Below are 21,331 nucleotides of genomic sequence, written 5' to 3' on the forward strand. Positions count from 1 at the left end.
GTCCGCATGTTTTTGCTTGCTGCCCCCTTTTCATTGCCGAGACACGATGAATCCCTCTTCCTTCATTTCCCCAGAAGCCGGCGAACGGCCGCAACCGCTGTCCGGCAACGCCATGCCCCGCTGCGGCGGCATCGCGACGATGATGCGGCTGCCGAACGTCGGCTCGGCCGAAGGCTTCGACGCCTGCTTCGTCGGCGTGCCGTTCGATCTCGGCACCTCGAACCGCACCGGCGCGCGCTTCGGGCCGCGCCAGATCCGCAGCGAATCCGTGCTGCTGCGTCCGTACAACATGGCGACGCGCGCCGCGCCGTTCGATTCGCTGCGCGTGGCCGACCTCGGCGACGTCGCGATCAATCCGTATAACCTGCACGATTCGATCAAGCGCATCGAAACCGCCTACGACGAAATTCTTCAGCACGATTGCAAGCCGATCACGCTGGGCGGCGATCACACCATCGCGTTGCCGATCCTGCGCGCGATTCATCGCAAGCACGGCAAGGTCGGTCTGATTCACGTCGACGCGCACGCCGACGTCAACGACACCATGATGGGCGAGAAGATCGCGCACGGCACGCCGTTCCGCCGCGCGGTGGAAGAGGGCTTGCTCGATTGCGACCGTGTCGTGCAGATCGGCTTGCGCGGCACGGGTTACGCAGCGGAAGACTTCGATTGGTGCCGCGATCAGGGTTTTGAAGTGGTGCAGGCCGAGGCGTGCTGGAACCAGTCGCTCGTGCCGCTGATGGCGCGGATTCGCGAGCGCATGGGCGACGGTCCGGTGTACATCACGTTCGACATCGACGGGATCGATCCGGCTTTTGCACCGGGCACGGGCACGCCGGAAATCGCCGGGTTGACGGTGCCGCAGGCGCTGGAAATCATTCGCGGCTCGCGTGGGCTGAATATCGTCGGCTGCGATCTGGTCGAGGTCGCGCCGCCTTACGATCCGTTCGGCACGACCGCGCTGCTCGGCGCGAACCTCGCGTTCGAGTTGCTGTGCGTGCTGCCGGGCGTCGAGTATCGGGCGTCCACACGCTAAAACGATTCGAGCGATAAGAAAAGGCCTGCATTTGCAGGCCTCTTTGCGTTTTATCTGACGCAGACGCTAGCTCGTATGAGCCTCACGCATACGCCGTCTTGCGCGCCGACACGAACACCAGATAGCACACCGCGCCGATCACCAGCGCGGGCAAGGTCGCGCCGAGATTCGGCAGCCATTGATTGATCACCTGATACGCGACGATGCCGATCGCCCACGCGAGGAACGCGCTCAGATGCCAGCCGCCCGAGAAGCCATAGCGGCCGCGCACGTCGGCGAGCGCGGCAACTTCGATACGGCGCTTGCGCACGATGAAGTGATCCACCAGCACGACACCGAACAGCGGCGCGAACACCGAGCCGATGAGCAGCAGGAAGTTCTGATACTTCGCCATTGGCACGGCAAGGGCGATCAGCGTGCACAGCGCGCCGAACGCCGCCGACAGCATGGGTACGCTGCCGCGCGTCCAGAACGTGCCGGTCGACACCGCCGCCGAGTGGATGTCAGCGAAGGCGTTGTCGACTTCGTCGATCAGGATCAGCAGCAGCGCAAGGCCGCCGCCCGCTTGCGCCAGCGCGCCGGTCAACAGCGTGTCGCCGCCGCCCGCCGCGAGGCCGTAGATCGCACCGAGCGCGTAAAACCAGATGTTGGCGATGCCGTAACCGATCAGCGTGCCGCGGAAGGTTTCGCCGGGCTTCCGGCCGAAACGCGTGTAGTCGGCGATCAGCGGCAGCCATGAGAGCGGCATGGCCACCACCAGATCGATCGCGCCGCCAAACGACATCTCACCTGTGCCGGGGCGGCGCATCAGCGCGGCCAGATCGTGCTTGGCGAGCAGATTCCACGTGAGCCACGCCGCGCCCGCGAGCAGCAGCCAGATGCCCCACGTGCGCAGAAAGCGCCGTACGAACGAGAGTGGGCCGCTGATCGCCAGCAGCGTCGCGAGCAAGCCGAAGATCACCGTCCAGATGAGCGGCATGGAAAGGCCGAAGGCCTGTCTGGCGAGCGCGTCGGCGGAATCGCGCATCACGATCACCTCGAACGAGCCCCAGCCGACCAGTTGCACCGCGTTCAGCACGGCCGGCACCGACGCGCCGCGCACGCCGAGCGTCGGCCGCAGCGACGACATGGCCGCGAGCCCCGTATCCGTGCCGATCACGCCGGCCAGCGCCAGCAGCACCACGCCGATCACGCTGCCGATCACGATAGCCAGCAACGCGTGCGGCAGCGACAATCCCGGCACCAGCAGCGCGCCTGCCTGCGCGACCAGCAGGCCTATGCCGAGCGAGAACCAGAGCGCGAAGGCGTCGCCAGTGCGGAACGCGCGGCGCGCGTCGGGCACCGGCGTGAGCGGTGCGTAGGTGGAACCGGCGTCGCCGGTGAGTGGATCTTGTGCCATCTGGTCTTGTCCCTGTTGATAGTGCTTGCCGACTTATTTGCAAACCTGTTTGCCGACTCAGTTGCCAACTCAGTTGCCAATCTAGCTGCGAAGTTGTGTCGACGCTTGTGTCTGCTGTTATGTCCGCGGTCAGGTCATGCATTGCCTGCCCTGTCCGCTCGATCTTCCAATTGCTTCAACCGTTGCCGGATTGCGACCGGGCGAGTCGTTCCCGGCGCGCCGCGTGTGTTCGTCCGGGAGCCGGGCGATTCTTGCCCAGGCGCCGTCACTGTCATAATGCAGGACGTTGCCCGCACTTTCGCGTGCTGGCGTGGCTCACCGGCAGTACGCCGCCTTCACACGGACCGCGTCCGGAAAAGCCGAGATTATCCCCAAAACGTCATGTTTGAAGAAACCCGTGCCAATGTTCCGCTCGCCGAACGCCTGCGGCCCCGCAATATCGACGAAGTGATCGGCCAGAAGCATCTGCTCGGCCCGAACAAGCCGCTGCGGGTCGCGTTCGAATCCGGCGAAGCCCATTCGATGATCCTCTGGGGCCCGCCCGGCGTCGGCAAAACCACGCTCGCCCGGCTCATGGCCGATGCGTTTCACGCGGAGTTTATCGCGCTGTCCGCCGTGCTCTCGGGAGTGAAGGATATCCGCGAGGCGGTCGAGACCGCGCAGATTCATCGCGCGAACGGGCATCAGACGCTCGTGTTCGTCGACGAAGTGCACCGCTTCAACAAGAGCCAGCAAGACGCGTTCTTGCCGCACGTCGAGTCCGGGTTGTTCGTGTTCGTCGGCGCGACGACCGAGAATCCGTCGTTCGAGGTGAATAGCGCATTGCTCTCGCGTGCCGCCGTCTACGTGCTGAAAAGCCTGACCGACGATGAGCAGCGCGAGTTGCTCGAACGCGCGCAGCAGGAGCTCGGCGGCCTCACGTTCACCGACGAAGCCCGCGACGCGCTGATCGGCTCCGCCGACGGCGACGGCCGCAAGCTCTTGAACAACCTCGAAATCGTCGCGCGGGCGGCGGCGCAGCAAAAAACCACCGAAATCGACGGCGCGCTGCTCGGCAGCGCGCTCGCCGAAAATCTGCGCCGCTTCGACAAAGGCGGCGACGCATTTTACGATCAGATCAGCGCGCTGCATAAATCGGTGCGCGGCAGCAGCCCGGACGGCGCGTTGTACTGGTTCTGCCGCATGCTCGACGGCGGCGCGGACCCGCGTTATCTGGCGCGCCGCATCGTGCGCATGGCGTGGGAAGACATCGGCCTCGCCGATCCGCGCGCCGCGCGCATCGCTCTGGATGCCGCCGAAACCTATGAGCGCCTGGGCACGCCCGAGGGCGAACTGGCGTTGGCGCAGGCGATCATCTATCTGGCGGTCGCGCCGAAGTCGAACGCCGGATACAACGCGTACAACGAGGCGCGGCGCTTCGTGAGCAAGGACCAGTCGCGCGGCGTGCCGGTGCATCTGCGCAACGCGCCGACCAAGCTGATGAAGGAACTCGGCTACGGTCACGAGTACCGCTACGCGCACGACGAACCCGATGCCTACGCGGCCGGTGAAACCTACCTGCCGGACAACATGCGCGATCCGCACTGGTACGAGCCGACGCCGCGCGGCCTCGAAGGCAAAATCGGCGACAAGATGGCGCGTCTGGCCGAGCTCGATGCGCAGTGGCGCAGCGAGAACAAACCGAAGAAGGGCTGACGGTTTCGAGCGCCTCTCGCGCTCCGGCTCGCTTTGCGCGCGGTTTCGCGCCTCGCTTTGTGCTTCGATGTACGCGTTGTTTCATGCCTCGCCGTGCGCCTCGACCCGCTCCTCGTTCCGCGCCTTAGCGCGCGCCGTGTCGGCATTCCGCACACGCCGGCCATCTAACGCACCGGCCGCCCGCGCCGGTGCGCTAAAATCCCACCTTCATACAACGAATACCCGCCCCATCCCATGCTCGACACTCAGCTGCTGCGCAAAGACCTCGACGGCGTCGCCAAGCGCCTCGCCGACCGCGGCTATACCCTCGACGTGGCGGCCTTCGCCGCGCTCGAAGCGGAACGCCGCGATACCCAGACCCGTACCGAAGAGATGCAGGCGCGCCGCAACAGCCTGTCGAAGCAGATCGGCGCGATGAAAGGCAAGGGCGAGGACACCTCGGCGGTGATGGCCGAAGTGGGCGGGATCGGCGACGAGATGAAGGCGTCGGCGGCGAAGCTCGACGACATCCAGAAGCGTCTGTCGGAACTGCTCCAGGGCGTGCCGAATCTGCCGCATGAAAGCGTGCCGGTGGGCGAGGACGAAACCGGCAACGTCGAAGTGCGGCGCTGGGGCACGCCGCGCCAGTTCGATTTCGAGGTGAAGGATCACGTCGATGTCGGCACGCCGCTCGGGCTCGACTTCGAGACCGGCGCGAAGCTCTCGGGCGCGCGCTTTACGATGTTGCGCGGCCAGATTGCGCGGCTGCATCGCGCGCTCGCGCAGTTCATGATCGACACGCACACGCAGCAGCACGGCTATACGGAGGTCTACACGCCGTACATCGTGAATCCGGAAATCCTGTACGGCACCGGCCAGTTGCCCAAATTTGCCGACGACATGTTCCGCGTCGAAAAGGGCGGCGACGAAAACACGGTCACGCAGTATCTGATCTCCACGTCGGAGATTTCGCTGACGAACACGGTACGCGACAGCATCCTCGAAGCGGACGCGCTGCCGGTCAAGCTGACCGCGCATTCGCCGTGCTTCCGCTCGGAAGCGGGCTCGTATGGCCGCGACACGCGCGGTCTGATTCGCCAGCATCAATTCGACAAGGTCGAGATGGTGCAGATCGTCGCGCCGGAAACGTCGTACGCCGCGCTGGAAGAGATGGTCGGCCATGCTGAGACGATCCTGCAGAAGCTGGAATTGCCATATCGCGTGATCACGCTGTGCACGGGCGACATGGGCTTCTCGGCTGCCAAGACGTACGACCTGGAAGTGTGGGTGCCGGCACAAAATACGTATCGCGAAATCTCGAGCTGCTCGAACACGGAGTCGTTCCAGGCGCGTCGCATGCACGCGCGTTATCGCAATGCGCAGGGTAAGCCGGAGCTGGTGCACACGCTGAACGGCTCGGGTCTGGCCGTCGGCCGCACGCTCGTGGCGGTGCTCGAGAACTTCCAGAACGCCGATGGTTCGGTCACTGTGCCGGTTGCGTTGCGTCCGTATCTGGGCGGCATTGAACGACTGGAAGTGGCGGCTGGATGAGCGGTTCCATGAGCGGCGGCATCGTAATTGCGTCGATACTGTGCTGATGTTGCATCGAGACATGTACGGCGTACCAGGCGCTTCTGAAGTTTTTTTGGGTCAAGGGGCTTGGCAAACCGAAATAGGCTGTTTTATAATCTTTTTCTCCCAAGCAATCGACCCGCTTGGTACTGATGAGGCGGTAGTCAACGTGATTCAGTAGACCCGGAAAGGTGGCAGAGTGGTCGAATGTACCTGACTCGAAATCAGGCGTACGGTTTTCCCGTACCGTGGGTTCGAATCCCACCCTTTCCGCCAAATTTAAAAACCCCGCAGAGCGAACGTTCTGTGGGGTTTTTGCTTTGACGCAACGCGACTTCGGACTGTTCGTCGAACAAAGCAGTCACCTCAAACCAGTCACCTGCCAGCCTCAGCACAATTCCCGCTTGCTGCATCCAAAGAGATCCGCGCTGCGTAAATCCCCTCAAGGACCGCAAGCCCCGCACACCTCTTGAATTCAACGCGTGTCCCCCGCTCAAGGAGACGCGCCCATGCCCGATTCCGCACCGACCTCACCACTACCGCGCGGCTCGCGGGTCGCGGTCATCGGCGCCGGCATCTCGGGTTTGGCCAGCGCCTATCTGCTGACGCGCAACCATCGGGTCACGCTGTTCGAATCGGCCGGCTACCTGGGCGGCCACACCAACACAGTGGATGTCACGCTCGACGGCCACACGCATCCCGTCGACACCGGCTTCCTGGTGTTCAACGATCGCACCTATCCGAACCTGATCGCGCTGTTCGCCGAACTCGGCGTGCAGTCGCATCCGAGCGACATGACCTTCTCGGTCTCGCTCGACGAAGGCCGTCTCGAATGGGCCGGCACCAGTCTGAACACGGTGTTCGCGCAGCGCCGCAACCTGTTTTCACCGACCTTCATCGGCATGCTGCGCGACATCATGCGGTTTAACGGCAGCGCGCAAACCAACCTCGAACTGGCGATTGAAACGCGCGCGTCGATGGGCGAGCTGCTGACGGAAGGCGGCTACGGCGGCGCGTTCCAGCGACAATATTTGCTGCCGATGGCCGCCGCGATCTGGTCGAGCGCTACCGCCGACATCCTTGCGTTCCCGGCCACGACTTTCCTGCGCTTCTGCCTGAACCACGCACTGCTGCAAGTGAATCGCCGGCCGCAGTGGCGGACCGTGGTCGGCGGCGGCCGCGAGTATGTGAAGCGTCTAGCCGGCACGCTCGACGACATCCGCATCGGCACGGCAGTGCGCGGCGTGCGGCGTGACGCCGATGGCGTCAACGTGTTCACTGACCACGGCACCGAGCGCTTCGACGCGCTGGTGCTCGCCACTCACGCACCGACCACGCTACGCCTGCTGGAAGACGCCGATCATGACGAGCGCGGCGTGCTTGCCGCCGTGCGCTATCAACCGAACGTCGCGGTGCTGCATACGGATACGAATCTGCTGCCGCGTCGTCAGCGCGTGTGGTCGGCTTGGAATTATCTTGGCAGCCGCGGTGTCGACGGCACGCATCCAGTGTGCGTCAGTTATCTGGTCAATCAGTTGCAGCCGCTGCCGTTCAGGACACCGCTCGTCGTCACGCTCAACCCGGTCACCCAGCCGGCGCCGGGCACCGAACTGCGCCGCTTCGTCTACGATCATCCGCTGTTCGATCTGGCCGCCATCGACGCGCAGCATCGTCTGCCTTCACTGCAAGGCAAGCGGCGCACGTGGTTCGCCGGCGCGTGGACGGGCTACGGTTTCCATGAGGATGGTCTGAAATCGGCGCTACGGGTCGCCGCCGATTTCGACGCATCGCCGGCATGGGCCAGGCTATGAACCCGTCGAGCGACAATGCCGGCGCCGATCCAGCAGGCTGGCTGTTGACCGGCAAGGTGATGCACGAACGTCTGCGCCCGAACCATCATCGCTTCACGTATCCCGTGTTTTACGTGCGATGCGACCTGGATCGGCTGGCCTCGCTCGATAGCGGCTGGTTCGGCATCGACCGCTGGCGGCCGCTCAGTCTGTATCGACGCGACCACGGTCCGCGCGACGGCAGCGACCTCGCCGCATGGATGCGCGAGCAACTACGTGTCGCAGGCATCGAGGAAGCCGACGGCCGTATCTGGCTGCAGGCTTTTCCGCGCGTGTTCGGCTACGCGTTCAACCCGATCAGTTTCTGGTACTGCCACGACCGCGACGGCCGGTTGCGCGCACTGCTGGCCGAAGTGCGCAATACATTCGGCGAGCGCCACAGCTATCTGCTCAGCGCAAACGGCAACGCGCCGATCACCACGAACACGCGGCTCATGTGCCGCAAAGTGCTGCACGTGTCGCCGTTTTGCCGCGTGGAAGGCGGCTACACCTTTCGCGTGAAGGAAGCGGCCAGCAGCGCGTCGGTTTCCATCGACTATCACGATGCCGACGGTCTGCTGATCCGCACCGCACTCGGCGGCCGTCTGACGCCGCTCACGCGCGCGGCCGCGTTCGCCGCGCTGCTGCGTCAGCCGCTCCTGACCGTCGGCGTTGTCGCCAGAATCCATTGGCAGGCCGTGCGCCTTGCCCTCAAGAAAGCGCCGTTCCACGGCAAAAACCCCGCGCCGGCCCGCACCGACCACGCGTCCACCCACCACGCCGCAGCCGCCAAACCATCCGCCGCCGCGCGCCCCATTTCGTCCGATTGAGGAGATTCAGTCATGGCGCTTTCAAGAACCCTGAGCGGGCACCAAACCGCCCCCGCGTCAGGCCGTCTGTTTCTGTCCTTGCTCGAGCGGATCCAGGTGGGGCATCTGATCCTCATAACGCCCGATGGTCAGCAGCGCGTGTTCGGCGATCCGCACGCGGCGCCCGGCGCGCGTCTGGAGATGCGTGACTGGCGCGCGTGCGGCGCGATTCTGCGCAAAGGCGATATCGGTTTTGCGGACGCATGGCGCTCTTTCTGGGTCGATACGCCCGATCTGGCCGCGCTGCTGCGCGTCGCGATCCGCAACGAGCGCGCGCTGCAACGCACCGTGTACGGCGGCTGGCTCGCGCGGCTCTGGTACGGACTGCGTCATAAGCTGAGGCCGAACACACGTTCAGGCAGCCGGCGCAACATTCACGCGCACTACGACATCGGCAACGCGTTTTACGCGCAGTGGCTCGACGCGACTTTCACGTATTCGAGTGCGGTGTTCGACGGCCATTTCCATCAATCGCTCGAAGACGCGCAGCACGCGAAGTATCAACGCATCATCGATAGGCTTGGTTTGCGCGACGGTATGCGCATTCTGGAAATCGGCTGCGGATGGGGCGCTTTTGCGCTGCATGCGGCGCGTCTGGGCATTCACGTGCATGGCGTGACGATCTCGCCGGCGCAACTCGAATTCGCCCGGCAGCGTGTGAACGAAGCAGGCCTGAGCGAGCGCGTGCAACTCGAACTGCGCGACTATCGCAGCTTGACCGGTCAGTACGATGCCGTCGTATCGATTGAAATGTTCGAGGCCGTCGGCGAACGATTCTGGCCGACGTACTTCCAGATTCTGCGCGAACGTCTGCGACCGGGCGCTCGCGCGCTAGTGCAAACCATCACGATCGACGACTCGCACTTTGCCGCTTATCGGGCGACCAGCGACTTCATTCGCGAGTTCATTTTTCCTGGCGGCATGTTGCCGAGCCCGCAACGTTTCACGCAAGCCGCGCGGCGCGCCAAGCTCACGGCGCGCACGTCGCTGGCGTTCGGCCGCGATTACGCGGAGACGTTGCGCCGCTGGCGCGGCGCATTCGAAGCGCAACTCGATACGATCCGCGTGCAAGGCTTCGATGAGATTTTCGTGCGCACGTGGCGGCTGTATCTGGCGTATTGCGAAGCCGGCTTCGACGAAGGACGCACGGATGTCATGCAGTTCGTGCTTTCGCAAGCGGACTGACGTGCGCGCCTTCGTCGCTCTCGTCCTGGCGTTGTGGGTGAGCGCCGCTTGCGCGGACTGGCGCGGCGACGTCCAGTCCGCGCAACTCGTCGGCGAAGGCGATTTCAGTGTGCTTGGCTTCCGGCTCTATCGCGCGCAGATGTGGAGCGAACGCGTGCCGGTCGATTACGACGCCCGTTTCGCGCTGCATATCGTGTACGCGCGCGGCATTAAACGCGAACGCCTCGCGGACACTGGCATCAGCGAGATCAAGCGTCTGGCGGGCGCGCCGATTCCGGCCGACACGCTGGAACGCTGGCGCGCGGACATGCTGCACGCTTTCGTGGACGTCAGCCCCGGCGACCAGTTGAGCGCGGTGTATCTGCCGGACAAGGGCGTGCGTTTTTATGCCGGCGAGCGCATGACCGGCGAGTTCGACGATCCAGCCTTCGCGCGCGCGTTCTTCGGCATCTGGCTCGACCCTTCCACGCGCGCGCCCACTTTGCGCAAGCAATTGCTGGGTATGGAGCGGTAGCTACCGCGGGTTGCAGCGGCGCTATTCGTTGACGCCCCGGTTGCTCTGCTTCTCGCAATCGGAGCCGGCGGCGGGCGCTCCTGTGGATGCCGCATTGTCACCCGGCGCAGCGGTGGCCTTCGCGCTGCCGACGCAATTGATAAACGTTGCCCTGTGCATCGAAAGAGGCCGGCGACGATTGCGCATCACCGCATGCGGCGGCGCCACGCGAACGCCGCGCTTCATTGTTCGCCTGCGCGTCGATAAACGCGCTCGCATCGTCGAGCACCGGCGCAAAGCCGCGCAACGGCCCGGCAAACGCGCCCACCAGCAGCGCATGCCCGACGCGCGGATAGTGCTTCACTTCGACATCCGCATCGCCCGACGCACACAGTTTCACCGCGAGCCGGTCGGTGTTGCCCGGATCGACGGTCGTATCGCGCTGGCCGGCGGCGAGGAACATCGGCGGCTCGTCGCCGGCGACAAAGTTGATCGGCTGACTTGCGGCACGCAATGCCCGCGGGAAAATTTCCTCGAGCGTCGCGTCGTGCAACGGCAGAAAATCATACGGGCCAGCCAGGCCGATCACGCCGCTGATATCGGTTTTGCTCATCTGCTGCGCGGCCAGATAGCGGCCATCGGTGGCGAGCAGCATCACGATGTGCGCGCCCGCGGAGTGTCCCATCAAAAAGATTCGCGACGGGTCGCCACCGAATTCGGCCGCATGGTCGCGTGCCCAGCGCACGGCTGTGGCCGCGTCGTCGACGAAGCCGGGGAACGCCATGTCGGGCCACGTCCGATAGTCGGGCAGCACGGCGACGAAGCCGCGCGAGGCTAATGCCGCGCCGACGAACAGATAGTTGCTGCGCGAACCGTTCTGCCAACTGCCGCCATAAAAGAACACCACGATCGGACGGCCGTGCGAAGAAGCGGCTGGCGGCGCGCCGGCGGCGGGCACGTAGACGTCGAGCTTCTGGCGCGGCGCGCTGCCGTAAGCAAGGCCGTTTTCGGCGCGGAACTGCTTGTGCGATACGGCGGCGTTCAGCACGCCGGCCGCGCTGCAGCCGCCGAGGGCGGCGAGCGCCAGCGTGGCGGTCAAGGTGAGCAGGCGTCGAGGCATGGGAGTCGAATCCGTCCGAAGAGATGCGTTCGAACAATGTACGCGCCAACCCCGCGAGCGGATGCAGGTCGCGCTATGACCCGGCCGGCTCACGCGGCATGAAACGGCGGCCACGGCGAAATCCCGGCCGCTTGCAGCAGCAGAATGAGATTGAGCGCCAGCACGACCACCGTGCCGAGGATCGCCGCGAGGGTCGTCACGCGACGATTCCGGTAGCGGCCCATCAGATCGCCGCGAGGTGAACCACACGAGCGCGATCATCGTCGCGGCGCCCCGATGCCGGTGCAACTGACACAACGCGTAACGCAGCTCAGACGCTCATATTCAGCGAACCGTTCACGCCGTTCGGGAAGAAACCGCCTTTGGTCGCCGCCGAACTCGTCAGATAGACGATGTTGAGGACGTTGCTGTAGTTGCGGCTGAATGCGAGCCCATTGCTGTCCAGCGGCACGATGTTGGACGTGCCGGCGGTCGCGCCGGTGATGCCCTGATCGTCGTGGCCGTTATGATCGAGGCTGTTACGTGCAGCCGAAATCGCATTGGCGGCCGTGACGAGACCCGTCATGTCGATACCTTTCGAGTACAGCACCGTGCGCACCAACCCGGCGTGATACGCCTCGGCCGCGAGAATGCCGGCCGCCGCTTCGAGAAACGTCTTGTTGGTGATGAGCGGCGAGGCGCCTTTATAAGCCGTCACGCCGACGTCCTCGAAGATGTACGCGCCGAGCAGGAAGTTGTTGTCGTTCGCATACGGGTTGAACGGGGCGCCGGCAGGCACGAGGCCCGCAGCGCGCGCCGCGCTCGAAAACGCGCCGTTCGGATCCGTGCCGCCGATGTCGATTGCCGGCATGGCAACCGCGGCCGAACCCAACGCGCTGCGCAGGAAGGTGACGTGCTCGCGCTCGTCGTTGGCGATCTCGTTGGCGTACGCCTTCACCACCGGATCCTGGAAGGGCACTTGCTGCCCCGGAATCACCGTGCCCATCGTGCCGACGCCGGCCGTCATGCTCGCGGCGAGCCCGGCGCCGGTCGTCGCGTACGTATAGAACTGCGATTCGAGGTACTCCAGATTCAGCGCGAAATTCAGGATTTCCGCGTCGGTCGGCGCACTCTGGGCCGACACGTTCGAAACCGAGCCGCCCCCGCCGCACGCGCTGATCAGCGTGCCGCCGACAAGTCCCAGACTCAGGCCGCCGGCGTTGCGAAAGAACTGTCTGCGTTGCAGGCGGCGCGTGGCGCGTCGATCGAATGCATCAATAAGGAATGCTGATTTAGTGCTGGACTCCGACATGGCGATGCTCCTCAAATGGTTCGCTGCGGATGCCGCGGACTCGCGGCGCACACGCGGGGACAGCCGTTGCTCTCGCGCTGCAAAGACGCAAAATCGCGGACGCAAAGAGGCCTCCGTTCTTCTGAGAAGAACTAAATGATCAAGGGAGAAGAGCGAGTCCTCATTCGCCTTTACGGGGCGAATACTCGGCTAGATGCAAACCCCGCAAAAGATTTCTGTTCGCGTGTGCAGCATGAAGTGCGCTGCATGTGAGGAGCTGGTCGGGCATGCCGCCCGACATCGCCGCGGATCGTTTCGTCCGGCAAGTTTGGCGCGGCTCGCGGAGGATCGGCTGCGATCCTCTGTACAATTGGCCGATCGATTGAACATCGACCTTCCATTCGACCCATATCGACCGAATTCATGGCTATTACCTACAAGACTCCCGACGACATCGCCAGGCTGCGCATTTCCGGCCGCCTCGCGGCCGATGTGCTGGCGATGATCGGCGAGCACGTCAAGGCCGGCGTCTCCACCGACGAGCTGGATGCACTGTGCAACGACTACATTGTCAATACGCAAAAGTCGATTCCGGCAAATGTCGGCTATCTGGGTTTTCCGAAGACGGTGTGTACCTCGGTCAACTCAGTGGTGTGCCACGGCATCCCGAATCGCGCCGAGATCCTGAAAGACGGCGACATCATCAATATCGACGTCGCGATCATCAAGGACGGCTACTTCGGCGATACGAGCCGCATGTATTGCGTCGGCCAGCCGAGCACGGTGGCGCGCCAGCTGGTCGACACGACCTATGAAGCGATGCTCGCCGGCATCCGCGAAGTGAAGCCGGGCGCCACGCTCGGCGACGTGGGCCATGCGATTCAGAAGGTGGCGCAGCGCGACGGCTTCTCGATCGTGCGCGACTATTGCGGGCACGGCATCGGCAAGGTCTACCACGAAGATCCTCAAGTGCTGCACTACGGCCAGCCGGGGCAGGGCGTGCGTCTGAAGCCGGGCATGGTCTTCACGATCGAGCCGATGATCAACGCCGGCCGCGCCGGCACCGCGGTGCAACGCGACGGCTGGACCGTGGTCACCAAGGACCGTTCGCTGTCGGCGCAATGGGAACACATGATCGCCGTCACCGACGACGGCTATGAACTCCTGACACCGTGGCCGGACGGCACCGGTAGCTACGAAGCGCCATGACCCCGCGTGGCGCGTACCGCGTCCGGCCACTTGCGCCGGAGCTGGGCGCGTAACGTGCTGCTGAGTCGGGATACGCTCCGTATGTCGCTTCCCGAGGGGAGTTCCTGCGGCGCATACCCTGTTCCGGTAAAGAATGATTTGACTCTCGCGCCGGTTCGGTTAAAGCTACGCCTTAGGGTTTCAAGGGGTTTTCGTCTGCATGAGTCCGTCATTGACCGTTCGCCGTATCGCCGCTGATCAGGGCGCTGTTTTCCGCGAACTCCGTACTGCGTCGCTGCGGGAGGCACCGTATGCCTTCGGCGCCACGCTTGAGGACGCGTTGTCGGCCGACGCCGCCAGTTTCGACGCCACCGCCGCGGATCATGCGGTTTCCTTCACCTCCACCACCTTTATTCTCTACACCGAGGGCCATCCGGCGGGACTGATCGAAGCGTACTTCGACGATACCGCGGCGCGCCGCGCATTCGTTTGCGAACTGTGGGTGGCCCCGGCCGTGCGTCATTTGCGCGGCGGCGAGCTGCTGGTCGACTCGGCCGCCGCCTGGCTCGCGAACGAAGGCGCCACGGAAATCTACGCGTGGGTCGCCGACGCCAACCGCAATGCCATGCGCTTTTACGAGGCGCTCGGCTTCGGCCCGACCGGCGAGCACCGTCGCGTCACGCGAGCACCGGACCAGGCGGAAAGCCTGCTGGTGCGCCATGTGCCGACCACGTCCCAGGTGTTTCAGCAGTGATCTCGCGAGCGGCGCGACAGTCTGCCGCTCGATTCCCTTCCGCGTCTCTTCAGCGTCGGTCGCCAGTTTGTCGGCGCGATGCGCGGCCTGAACGTCCGCTGCAAGGCCGTCGCGTTGCCGGTGCGGGAGCGCGTCGTGATGGCGGTGGCCCGTTCTCCCGGCGAAAAAGCTGGCCGCGCGCGTCGACGCCTGTAAAATACGCAAAATTTTTTGCCGAACGCTATGTCGCCCAAGAAATCGCCCTTTTTCGAACTTCGCAGCGGCTCTGTCGACACGCTCCTGTTCGTGGTCAAGACAACCGACCTCGACGCCATGCGTGCCGAACTGACCCGGCGCTTCGAGGCGACCCCCGAATTTTTCGCTAACGACGTCGTCGCGATCGACGTGCGCCGTCTCGCCGAGAACGAACGTGTGCCGCTCGCCGACATCGCGCAACTGCTCGACAGCGTACGCATGCGCCCCGTTGGCGTGGTCGCCAACGCGCAGCAGGCGTGGGCGGCGGAGTCGCAGCTGCCGTTGCTCGAAGCGCGTGACCGCCGCGGCGCCGCTAACGCTCCCAAATCCGCAGACGAAGACACCGCTGCCGCAGCCGCGCCGGCTGTCACCGCCGCGACGGCCACGCCGCCTTCCGATCTGTTCGAGCTCGCAGCCGCCGCGCCGGAGAACGGCACGCCAGCCACGGCCGCGGCCGTCGAACCGGCTCCCGCCGCGGAACCGGTGCGTCTCGCCACGTCGTCGCAAACCATGGTGGTCGACAAGCCGCTGCGCTCCGGTCAGCGCATTTACGCCAAGGGCGACCTGGTCGTGCTCGGCCTCGTGAGCTACGGCGCGGAAGTGATCGCGGAAGGCAACATCCATATTTACGCGCCGCTGCGCGGCCGGGCTTTGGCCGGCGTGCAGGGCAATCACGACGCGCGCATTTTCTGCACGTGTCTCGAGCCGGAACTCATCTCGATCGCAGGCATCTATCGAACGACTGAGAACCCTTTGCCGGCCGACGTGCTCGGCAAGCCGGTGCAGATCTGGCTCGAAGAAGAAAAGTTGATGATCGAACCGCTGCGGCTCACCTAAGCGACGTGAAGCGCGCCGCGTCGATCAAGCCGATGCACGCGGCGTTTCACGGCAAATATGGCCGCACATAATTGACGAATTTGACGAACACAAGGTAAGGGTAATGGCAAAAATCATTGTGGTGACTTCGGGCAAGGGTGGCGTGGGCAAGACGACCACGAGCGCGAGTTTTGCATCAGCCCTCGCTCTGCGTGGCAGCAAAACCGCCGTGATCGACTTCGACGTCGGCCTGCGTAACCTCGACCTCATCATGGGTTGTGAACGCCGCGTGGTGTACGACCTGATCAACGTGATCCAGGGCGAAGCCAATCTGAACCAGGCGCTCATCAAGGACAAGAAGTGCGAGAACCTGTTCATCCTGCCGGCCTCGCAAACGCGTGACAAAGACGCGCTGACCATGGAAGGCGTCGAGAAGGTCATCAACGACCTGATCGCGATGGACTTCGAATTCATCGTGTGCGATTCGCCGGCCGGTATCGAATCGGGCGCGCTGCTCGCCATGCATTTCGCCGACGAAGCACTGATCGTGACGAATCCGGAAGTCTCGTCGGTGCGCGACTCGGACCGCATCCTCGGCATTCTGTCGTCGAAGACCAAACGCGCGATCGAGGGCAAGGAGCCGATCAAGGAACACCTGCTGATCACCCGCTACAACCCGAAGCGCGTCAGCGAAGGCGAAATGCTGTCGCTGACCGATATCCAGGAAATTCTGCGCATCGACCTGATCGGCGTGATTCCGGAATCGGAAGCGGTGCTGCACGCATCGAACCAGGGCTTGCCGGCGGTGCATCTGGACGGTACCGATGTGGCCGAAGCCTATAAAGACGTCGTGTCGCGTTTCCTCGGCGAGCAGAAGTCGCTTCGCTTTACCGATTACCAGAAGCCCGGGCTGCTGCAGCGCCTCTTCGGCACCAAGTAAGGGGAGCGCACGTAATGTCGATTCTTTCGTTTTTGCTGGGCGAGAAGAAGAAGTCCGCGTCGGTAGCGAAGGAACGCCTGCAGTTGATCATCGCGCATGAGCGCGCCGGCGGCCATGCGCCTGCCGATTACCTGCCTGCGTTGCAACGCGAACTGGTGGCCGTGATCTCGAAGTACGTGAAGATTTCCCATGACGATATTCGCGTGAGCCTCGAACGTCAGGACGATCTCGAAGTGCTCGAGGTCAAGATCGAAATACCGCAGGCCTGATCGTTTAAAAGGTCTGTTCCGTCTCGCGGCCGGTTTCTTATGACGTGCTGCGCGCTTCGCTGCGTTGCGTCGAGATGACGTGATGCAGGGCGGCGCGCGAGTGCGCCGCTCCGTTGTGCCTCTTTGTCATTCCTAATTCCCCTCTGTGTTCGTGCGCATGGGCATGCATGGGCTTTCTCGCGCGCGTCAGCGGCGCGTCGAAATAATCCGTTGCACTTCGGCGTGTGGCGTTACATGCCCACGGTCAGCCGCTGCGTCCCCTCGCGCATTAAATGGATAACGCCGCCTTCGGCGCCTATCTACAGAGGGATAACATGAACAAGACCTTTCGTTTGCTGCTTGCCAACACCGTATTGATCGCCGCCGGCGCAGCCGCCGTGGCATCGGCTTCGGCCGCGGAAGTCGTCGTGATCGCGCCGTCCGCGCCGCCGCCGGTGCGCTACGAAGCAGTGCCCGCGTCGCGCGTCGGCTACGTGTGGGATCACGGTCATTGGCGCTGGGATCACGGCCGCTATGTGTGGATCGGCGGTCACTGGCAAGCCGAGCGTGTCGGCTATCACTGGGTGCCGGGCCACTGGGTCGCGCACGGCCCGAATTATCACTGGGTTGAAGGCCACTGGGCGTAACGCCATGTGCTTCGGCATGCACGGCGCGGCGAGTGCCGCGCATGCCATCCCTTCCGTTTCGACAAGCACGGACAAATGCATGCACCGCGCCGCGCGTTCGGCGTAGCGCTCGCCCGCGCGCGCTTCAGGAAACCCTGTGATGAAAAAGAATCTGCTTCTGATCGCCGTGCTGGCGGTCATGCTGGCCGGCTGCGTCGTCGTGCCGGCGCGGCCGATGTATCTGCGCGCCCCGGCCGTCGTCGTCTACTGACGCGGTGCGCTGCCGTTGGCGTCGTCGACGGGCGGCTCACCGTCGACTTGCGCAACGGGCTGCCCGGGCGCTTCGACCTCGGGCACTTCCGGCGTCGGTGCGGGCGCGGGTTGCGGCAACGGCGTCATATAGCGCGCGGCCAGCGACTCATACAGAGGCGGCGCAAAGAGACGCGACACGCGGCTCGCAATCAACGCGGTGGCCATCAGCGAGATCACCAAAGCGTGGCCGTTGATCATCTCCATCACAATCACGAACGACGTAATCGGCGACTGCGTGACGGCGGCCAGGTAGCCGACCATGCCGAGCGCGATCAGCATCGGCAGGTCCATCGAGTCGAACACCCGGTGCAGCAGATCGCCGAAGCCCGCGCCGATCGACAGCGACGGCGCGAAGATGCCGCCTGGAATGCCCGGCAAATAGGAGCCGACCATCGAAATCATCTTCATGAACGGGTAAAACACCGACAACTGCTCGTGGCCGTCGAGCAAACCGCGCGCTTCGGCGTAGCCGCTGCCGAAGGTCGTGCCGCCCGAAATCAGGCCGACCACCGCGATCACGAAACCGCACACGGCGGCGAACGCGACCGGCCGCTCGCTGTGCAACTGTCGCAGCGGCGCCGGAATCCAGCGCGCGGTATTCAGCAGGAGCCAGCCGAACAAACCGCCCGCGAGGCCCGTGACGATCGCCGTAAGCAACACCGCGAGCGCCAGCACATTAGGAAAGTGCGCGCCGATCTGGATGGTGCCGAAATAGGTGTAGTTGCCATTCAAGCCGAGCGCGATCACGCCGGCGATGATGATGGCGGTGATCAGCACGCCGCTCGCGCGCGCCTCGAAACTGCGCGTCAATTCCTCGATCGCGAACACGATACCGGCGAGCGGCGTGTTGAACGCCGCGGACAAGCCCGCCGCCGCGCCGGCCAGCACGAGTTGCCGTTCGATCAGCGCATTCGAGCGGGGATACAGCCGTCGCAGATTGAACATCAAGGCGGCGCCGACCTGCACGGTCGGCCCTTCGCGGCCGATCGTGAGGCCGCCGAGAATCGCCAGAAACGACACGACGATCTTGCCGAACAGAATCCGGAAGGTGAGCAGCCGTGACCCGTATTCGCTCGTCCGGGAGTGAAGGGTGGCGATGACCTGCGGAATGCCGCTGCCTTCGGCGCCGCGGAAGAACTTGCGCGTGAGCCAGACGGCGAGCGCCGCGACCGCGGGGGTGATGATCAGCGGTGCCCACACATGGCGTTGCTGCACGGAGCGAAACTCGTTGTAGCCCCAGTCGATCAGCCTTGCGTACAGCACGGCGGTCAGCCCGACTGCGATCGCACCGAGCCAGAAGACGCCGTATTGGCGCCACAGTCGTCTCGCGCGTCGAACGATGGCGGAAGATCGGATCGGGATGGGCCGGGACATGAGCGTGTGTGGCGCAAAAGGGTGCAGTATAAGTCGCGCCGCGCCCATCACCTGTGTGAAAGTATTCTGAAATGATGTAAAAGGGCTGCGTGTCAGCCGCTGAACGTAACCCGCCGTAGTAATGACCGAAAGGCGCGATGTCCGATTCGGCAAAGGTTATCGGATTCGTCGGCTAAAATACTGTGATGTCCGAACAACTCACAGGTCCTCAATGAAGCGCGTCCTTATCGTCAAGGTCACTTCGCTCGGCGATATCGTGCAAGCCTTGCCCGTGGTCGCCGATATCAAGCGCGCGTTTCCCGGCGTTCAGGTGGATTGGGCCGCGGACGAAGCATTCGCCGAAGTCGTGCACTGGAGCGAGAATGTAGACCGCGTGTTGTGCGCGCCTTTGCGCCGCTTCAAGAAAGCGCGCCGCTGGGCCGATTTCAAGTCGATCTGGGCGTCCATCGCCGAGTTGCGCGCCTATCGCTACGATTTCATCCTCGACATTCAGGGCGTGTACAAGAGCGCGATCATTGCGTTTCTGGCGCGCTCGTCGCGACGCATTGGCTACCGGGCGCCGGATCTCGGCGAGCAGGGCGCGGCGTTCGCTTATACCGGCCGATTCGGCCCGCGTCCGAAATGCAATGCGTGGCATGGCATGCGCATCAGCGCGGGCGAGGCACTCGGCTACGAGATAGAAGGCCCGGCGGTCTTCAATCTGCGCTTGCCGGAACCGGCCACGCTTCCGTTCGAGGCGAACGGCGCGCCGGTCGCGGCGTTCTTTCACGCCACCTCGAAAGACGACAAGAAATGGCCGGTGAGCCATTGGGTGGCGATCGGCCGCGAACTCGCGCAGCGCGGTTTTCAACTGGTGCTGCCGTGGGGTTCGGAAGGCGAGCGACTCGAAGCGGAGCAGATCGCATCGCAACTGCCGGGCGCGACCGTCCTGCCGAAAATGAGCGTGACGGAAATCGCGCAGATGATCGACGCGTGCTCGCTCGTGGTCGGCACCGACACGGGCTTCGTCCACCTTGCGCACGCGCTGCAGAAGCGCACGGTGATGATCTTCGTGGCGACACCGCCGTCGCATTACGGCATTGAATCGCCATATCGCTCCGTCTCCATCGGCGACGGCCAGTCGGTGCCGCCCATCAGCGCAGCGCTCGAGGCGATCGACTACGTTCACACCGAGGCGCACGACGTGACGGCGCAGCACGGGTCCACAGCCGTCTGAACGCGGCGTCCCGACGGCTTGCGCAATCGTTTGCTCGAAAAGAAAAGAGGCGCGACGCGCAGTCCGCTCAAACAACCGAGCGCCGCCTCGTAACGCCTCCGAAAACGCCCGTGTCGGGGAACAGCGGGCGGAGAGGAATCGCTGCAATCAATACATTCGGCTACGCATTGAGCGGTGACATCGCGTACACGCTCGGTGTCGACGCGACGACCGCCGCCTGGCGACTGGCCGGGGTGCATCTCCGGTTCATCTGCGGGATAGGGTGCGAATGTCCACACGGTTTCGTGCAGCACCTAAGCTTCCCCGCAGCCGCAAATTCAAAAGGCGCCGCGCATTACACGCCTGTTAAATCTGTCGCTTTTCGTTGAGCGCCGACTTGGCCATTCACGCATTATTCGCGTGACCAAGGCGACGGCGCGCTGCATGCCTTCGTGGGCACCTTGTCCGGCAGATTCACCTTGCGCCGCGTATGCGCCGCCAGCAAGGCACGCGTCGTACCGGCACATTCAAACCAGTATAGGCGGTGATTTCCTCCGATGTGAATTCGACGTGATCGCGCCTCGAGCGCAGTGCGTGACGCGCGTCGATCATGTAACACCTTGGTGATTTTCCCTTACAAATCGCAACGCTCGCGCAGCGCGCCGTCGTGTTCAATCGAGTCATTCGGGGTTTCGGCTCGAATCACTCTGACACGATGGAGAACAACAATGAAACGCTTGATCCTCAGCCTGATCGCAGGCACGTTGCTCGCAACGGCACTTGGTGGTTGCATCGTCGCGCCCGCGCCGGGCTACTACGGCGGCGGTGGGTACTATCATCACGGCGGCTATTACTACCGGTGATCCAACTGACCGAGGCCGCGGCGCCTGCGATGGCGCCGCGGCACCCGTCCGCATCAGGCCAGCAGCATTTCGAACGCGATGACCGCGGCGATGGCCGCGGCATTCGCAGCTAGCGCTTCCACCACGATGCCTTTCCATGTCGCCGGACGAAAGCGCAATGCAAGCAATAGCGAACAGAGCAACGCCAGTGCAATGATCATCACGACGTCCGCGTTGTGAAGGTGAACGTTCATCCCTGCCTCCCTGCTGCCTGAAGGGTTATTTGAGTCGAGTATAGGCATGTCAAAAAGACGCGCAAGGCAGGGAATTTACTCAGCAAATGCTCGGCTGGCGA

The 21,331-nt window shown here is 63.9% G+C and carries 20 protein-coding genes and 1 tRNA gene; 16 read left to right on the plus strand and 5 right to left on the minus strand.

Annotated elements, in window-relative coordinates:
* The first annotated feature begins 46 nt into the window (after positions 1-46).
* Positions 47-1,036 (plus strand): agmatinase, encoded by a 990-nt coding sequence (speB, locus tag B0G73_RS09090; RefSeq protein ID WP_106279956.1) that lies wholly within the window; start codon positions 47-49, stop codon positions 1,034-1,036.
* A gap of 82 nt (positions 1,037-1,118) precedes the next feature.
* Here the strand turns inward: speB and cytX are convergent, their stop codons facing one another.
* Entirely contained in the window at positions 1,119-2,435 is a 1,317-nt protein-coding gene (cytX, locus tag B0G73_RS09095; RefSeq protein ID WP_106279958.1) for a putative hydroxymethylpyrimidine transporter CytX, read from the minus strand.
* A 381-nt stretch (positions 2,436-2,816) separates the two neighbouring features.
* Here cytX and B0G73_RS09100 point away from each other — a divergent pair, with 381 nt between their 5' ends.
* The 7 genes from B0G73_RS09100 to B0G73_RS09130 all read left to right on the plus strand — a co-directional run bounded on the left by B0G73_RS09100 (position 2,817) and on the right by B0G73_RS09130 (position 10,078).
* Positions 2,817-4,130, plus strand: coding sequence for a replication-associated recombination protein A (locus B0G73_RS09100; RefSeq protein ID WP_106279960.1), 1,314 nt, complete (start codon positions 2,817-2,819; stop codon positions 4,128-4,130).
* Between the two features lie 234 nt (positions 4,131-4,364).
* Entirely contained in the window at positions 4,365-5,660 is a 1,296-nt protein-coding gene (gene serS, locus B0G73_RS09105; RefSeq protein ID WP_106279962.1) for a serine--tRNA ligase, read from the plus strand.
* Positions 5,661-5,866: 206 nt separating this feature from the next.
* Positions 5,867-5,957 (plus strand) — tRNA-Ser (locus tag B0G73_RS09110).
* 233 nt (positions 5,958-6,190) lie between these two features.
* Positions 6,191-7,492: an NAD(P)/FAD-dependent oxidoreductase gene (locus B0G73_RS09115; RefSeq protein ID WP_106279964.1), complete on the plus strand. Its 1,302-nt coding sequence runs from the start codon at positions 6,191-6,193 to the stop codon at positions 7,490-7,492.
* Positions 7,489-8,340: a DUF1365 domain-containing protein gene (locus tag B0G73_RS09120; protein ID WP_106279966.1), complete on the plus strand. Its 852-nt coding sequence runs from the start codon at positions 7,489-7,491 to the stop codon at positions 8,338-8,340. Before B0G73_RS09115 ends, B0G73_RS09120 begins: the two co-directional genes overlap by 4 nt.
* A gap of 12 nt (positions 8,341-8,352) precedes the next feature.
* Complete coding sequence (locus B0G73_RS09125; RefSeq protein ID WP_106279968.1) at positions 8,353-9,564, plus strand: cyclopropane-fatty-acyl-phospholipid synthase family protein; 1,212 nt, start codon at positions 8,353-8,355, stop codon at positions 9,562-9,564.
* A complete protein-coding gene (locus tag B0G73_RS09130; protein WP_106279970.1) occupies positions 9,530-10,078 on the plus strand; it encodes a chalcone isomerase family protein in 549 nt (182 codons plus the stop codon). The genes B0G73_RS09125 and B0G73_RS09130 overlap by 35 nt, the downstream gene beginning before the upstream one ends.
* Positions 10,079-10,175: 97 nt before the next feature.
* Here B0G73_RS09130 and B0G73_RS09135 read toward each other — a convergent pair whose 3' ends face one another.
* Positions 10,176-11,177 carry an alpha/beta hydrolase gene (locus tag B0G73_RS09135; RefSeq protein ID WP_106279972.1) on the minus strand — a complete coding sequence of 334 codons (1,002 nt, stop codon included), beginning with the start codon at positions 11,175-11,177 and terminating at the stop codon, positions 10,176-10,178.
* A gap of 310 nt (positions 11,178-11,487) precedes the next feature.
* Positions 11,488-12,468, minus strand: coding sequence for a ferritin-like domain-containing protein (locus B0G73_RS09145; protein WP_106279974.1), 981 nt, complete (start codon positions 12,466-12,468; stop codon positions 11,488-11,490).
* Between the two features lie 402 nt (positions 12,469-12,870).
* Between B0G73_RS09145 and map the strand changes: the two genes are divergently transcribed.
* The 6 genes from map to B0G73_RS09175 all read left to right on the plus strand — a co-directional run bounded on the left by map (position 12,871) and on the right by B0G73_RS09175 (position 17,274).
* Entirely contained in the window at positions 12,871-13,656 is a 786-nt protein-coding gene (map, locus tag B0G73_RS09150) for a type I methionyl aminopeptidase (RefSeq protein WP_106279976.1), read from the plus strand.
* A gap of 199 nt (positions 13,657-13,855) precedes the next feature.
* Complete coding sequence (locus B0G73_RS09155; RefSeq protein WP_106279978.1) at positions 13,856-14,389, plus strand: GNAT family N-acetyltransferase; 534 nt, start codon at positions 13,856-13,858, stop codon at positions 14,387-14,389.
* Between the two features lie 222 nt (positions 14,390-14,611).
* Entirely contained in the window at positions 14,612-15,460 is an 849-nt protein-coding gene (gene minC, locus B0G73_RS09160; RefSeq protein WP_106279980.1) for a septum site-determining protein MinC, read from the plus strand.
* A 103-nt stretch (positions 15,461-15,563) separates the two neighbouring features.
* Positions 15,564-16,379, plus strand: a complete 816-nt coding sequence (gene minD / locus B0G73_RS09165; protein ID WP_006048490.1) for a septum site-determining protein MinD — start codon at positions 15,564-15,566, stop codon at positions 16,377-16,379.
* A 14-nt stretch (positions 16,380-16,393) separates the two neighbouring features.
* Positions 16,394-16,648 carry a cell division topological specificity factor MinE gene (minE, locus tag B0G73_RS09170; protein ID WP_012432104.1) on the plus strand — a complete coding sequence of 85 codons (255 nt, stop codon included), beginning with the start codon at positions 16,394-16,396 and terminating at the stop codon, positions 16,646-16,648.
* Positions 16,649-16,962: 314 nt separating this feature from the next.
* A complete protein-coding gene (locus B0G73_RS09175; RefSeq protein WP_106280436.1) occupies positions 16,963-17,274 on the plus strand; it encodes a YXWGXW repeat-containing protein in 312 nt (103 codons plus the stop codon).
* Positions 17,275-17,517: 243 nt separating this feature from the next.
* On the opposite strand, the gene B0G73_RS09180 is transcribed toward B0G73_RS09175, so the two are convergent.
* Positions 17,518-18,939 (minus strand): chloride channel protein, encoded by a 1,422-nt coding sequence (locus B0G73_RS09180; protein WP_106279982.1) that lies wholly within the window; start codon positions 18,937-18,939, stop codon positions 17,518-17,520.
* A gap of 211 nt (positions 18,940-19,150) precedes the next feature.
* Here B0G73_RS09180 and waaC point away from each other — a divergent pair, with 211 nt between their 5' ends.
* Positions 19,151-20,155 carry a lipopolysaccharide heptosyltransferase I gene (gene waaC / locus B0G73_RS09185; protein ID WP_106279983.1) on the plus strand — a complete coding sequence of 335 codons (1,005 nt, stop codon included), beginning with the start codon at positions 19,151-19,153 and terminating at the stop codon, positions 20,153-20,155.
* Positions 20,156-20,862: 707 nt separating this feature from the next.
* A complete protein-coding gene (locus tag B0G73_RS41160; protein ID WP_012432108.1) occupies positions 20,863-20,997 on the plus strand; it encodes a hypothetical protein in 135 nt (44 codons plus the stop codon).
* 53 nt (positions 20,998-21,050) lie between these two features.
* Here the strand turns inward: B0G73_RS41160 and B0G73_RS09190 are convergent, their stop codons facing one another.
* Positions 21,051-21,230 carry a hypothetical protein gene (locus tag B0G73_RS09190; protein ID WP_106279985.1) on the minus strand — a complete coding sequence of 60 codons (180 nt, stop codon included), beginning with the start codon at positions 21,228-21,230 and terminating at the stop codon, positions 21,051-21,053.
* Between the last annotated feature and the right edge of the window lie 101 nt (positions 21,231-21,331).

The organism is Paraburkholderia sp. BL25I1N1, from assembly GCF_003002025.1.
In the GTDB taxonomy this organism is placed as follows: Bacteria; Pseudomonadota; Gammaproteobacteria; order Burkholderiales; family Burkholderiaceae; genus Paraburkholderia.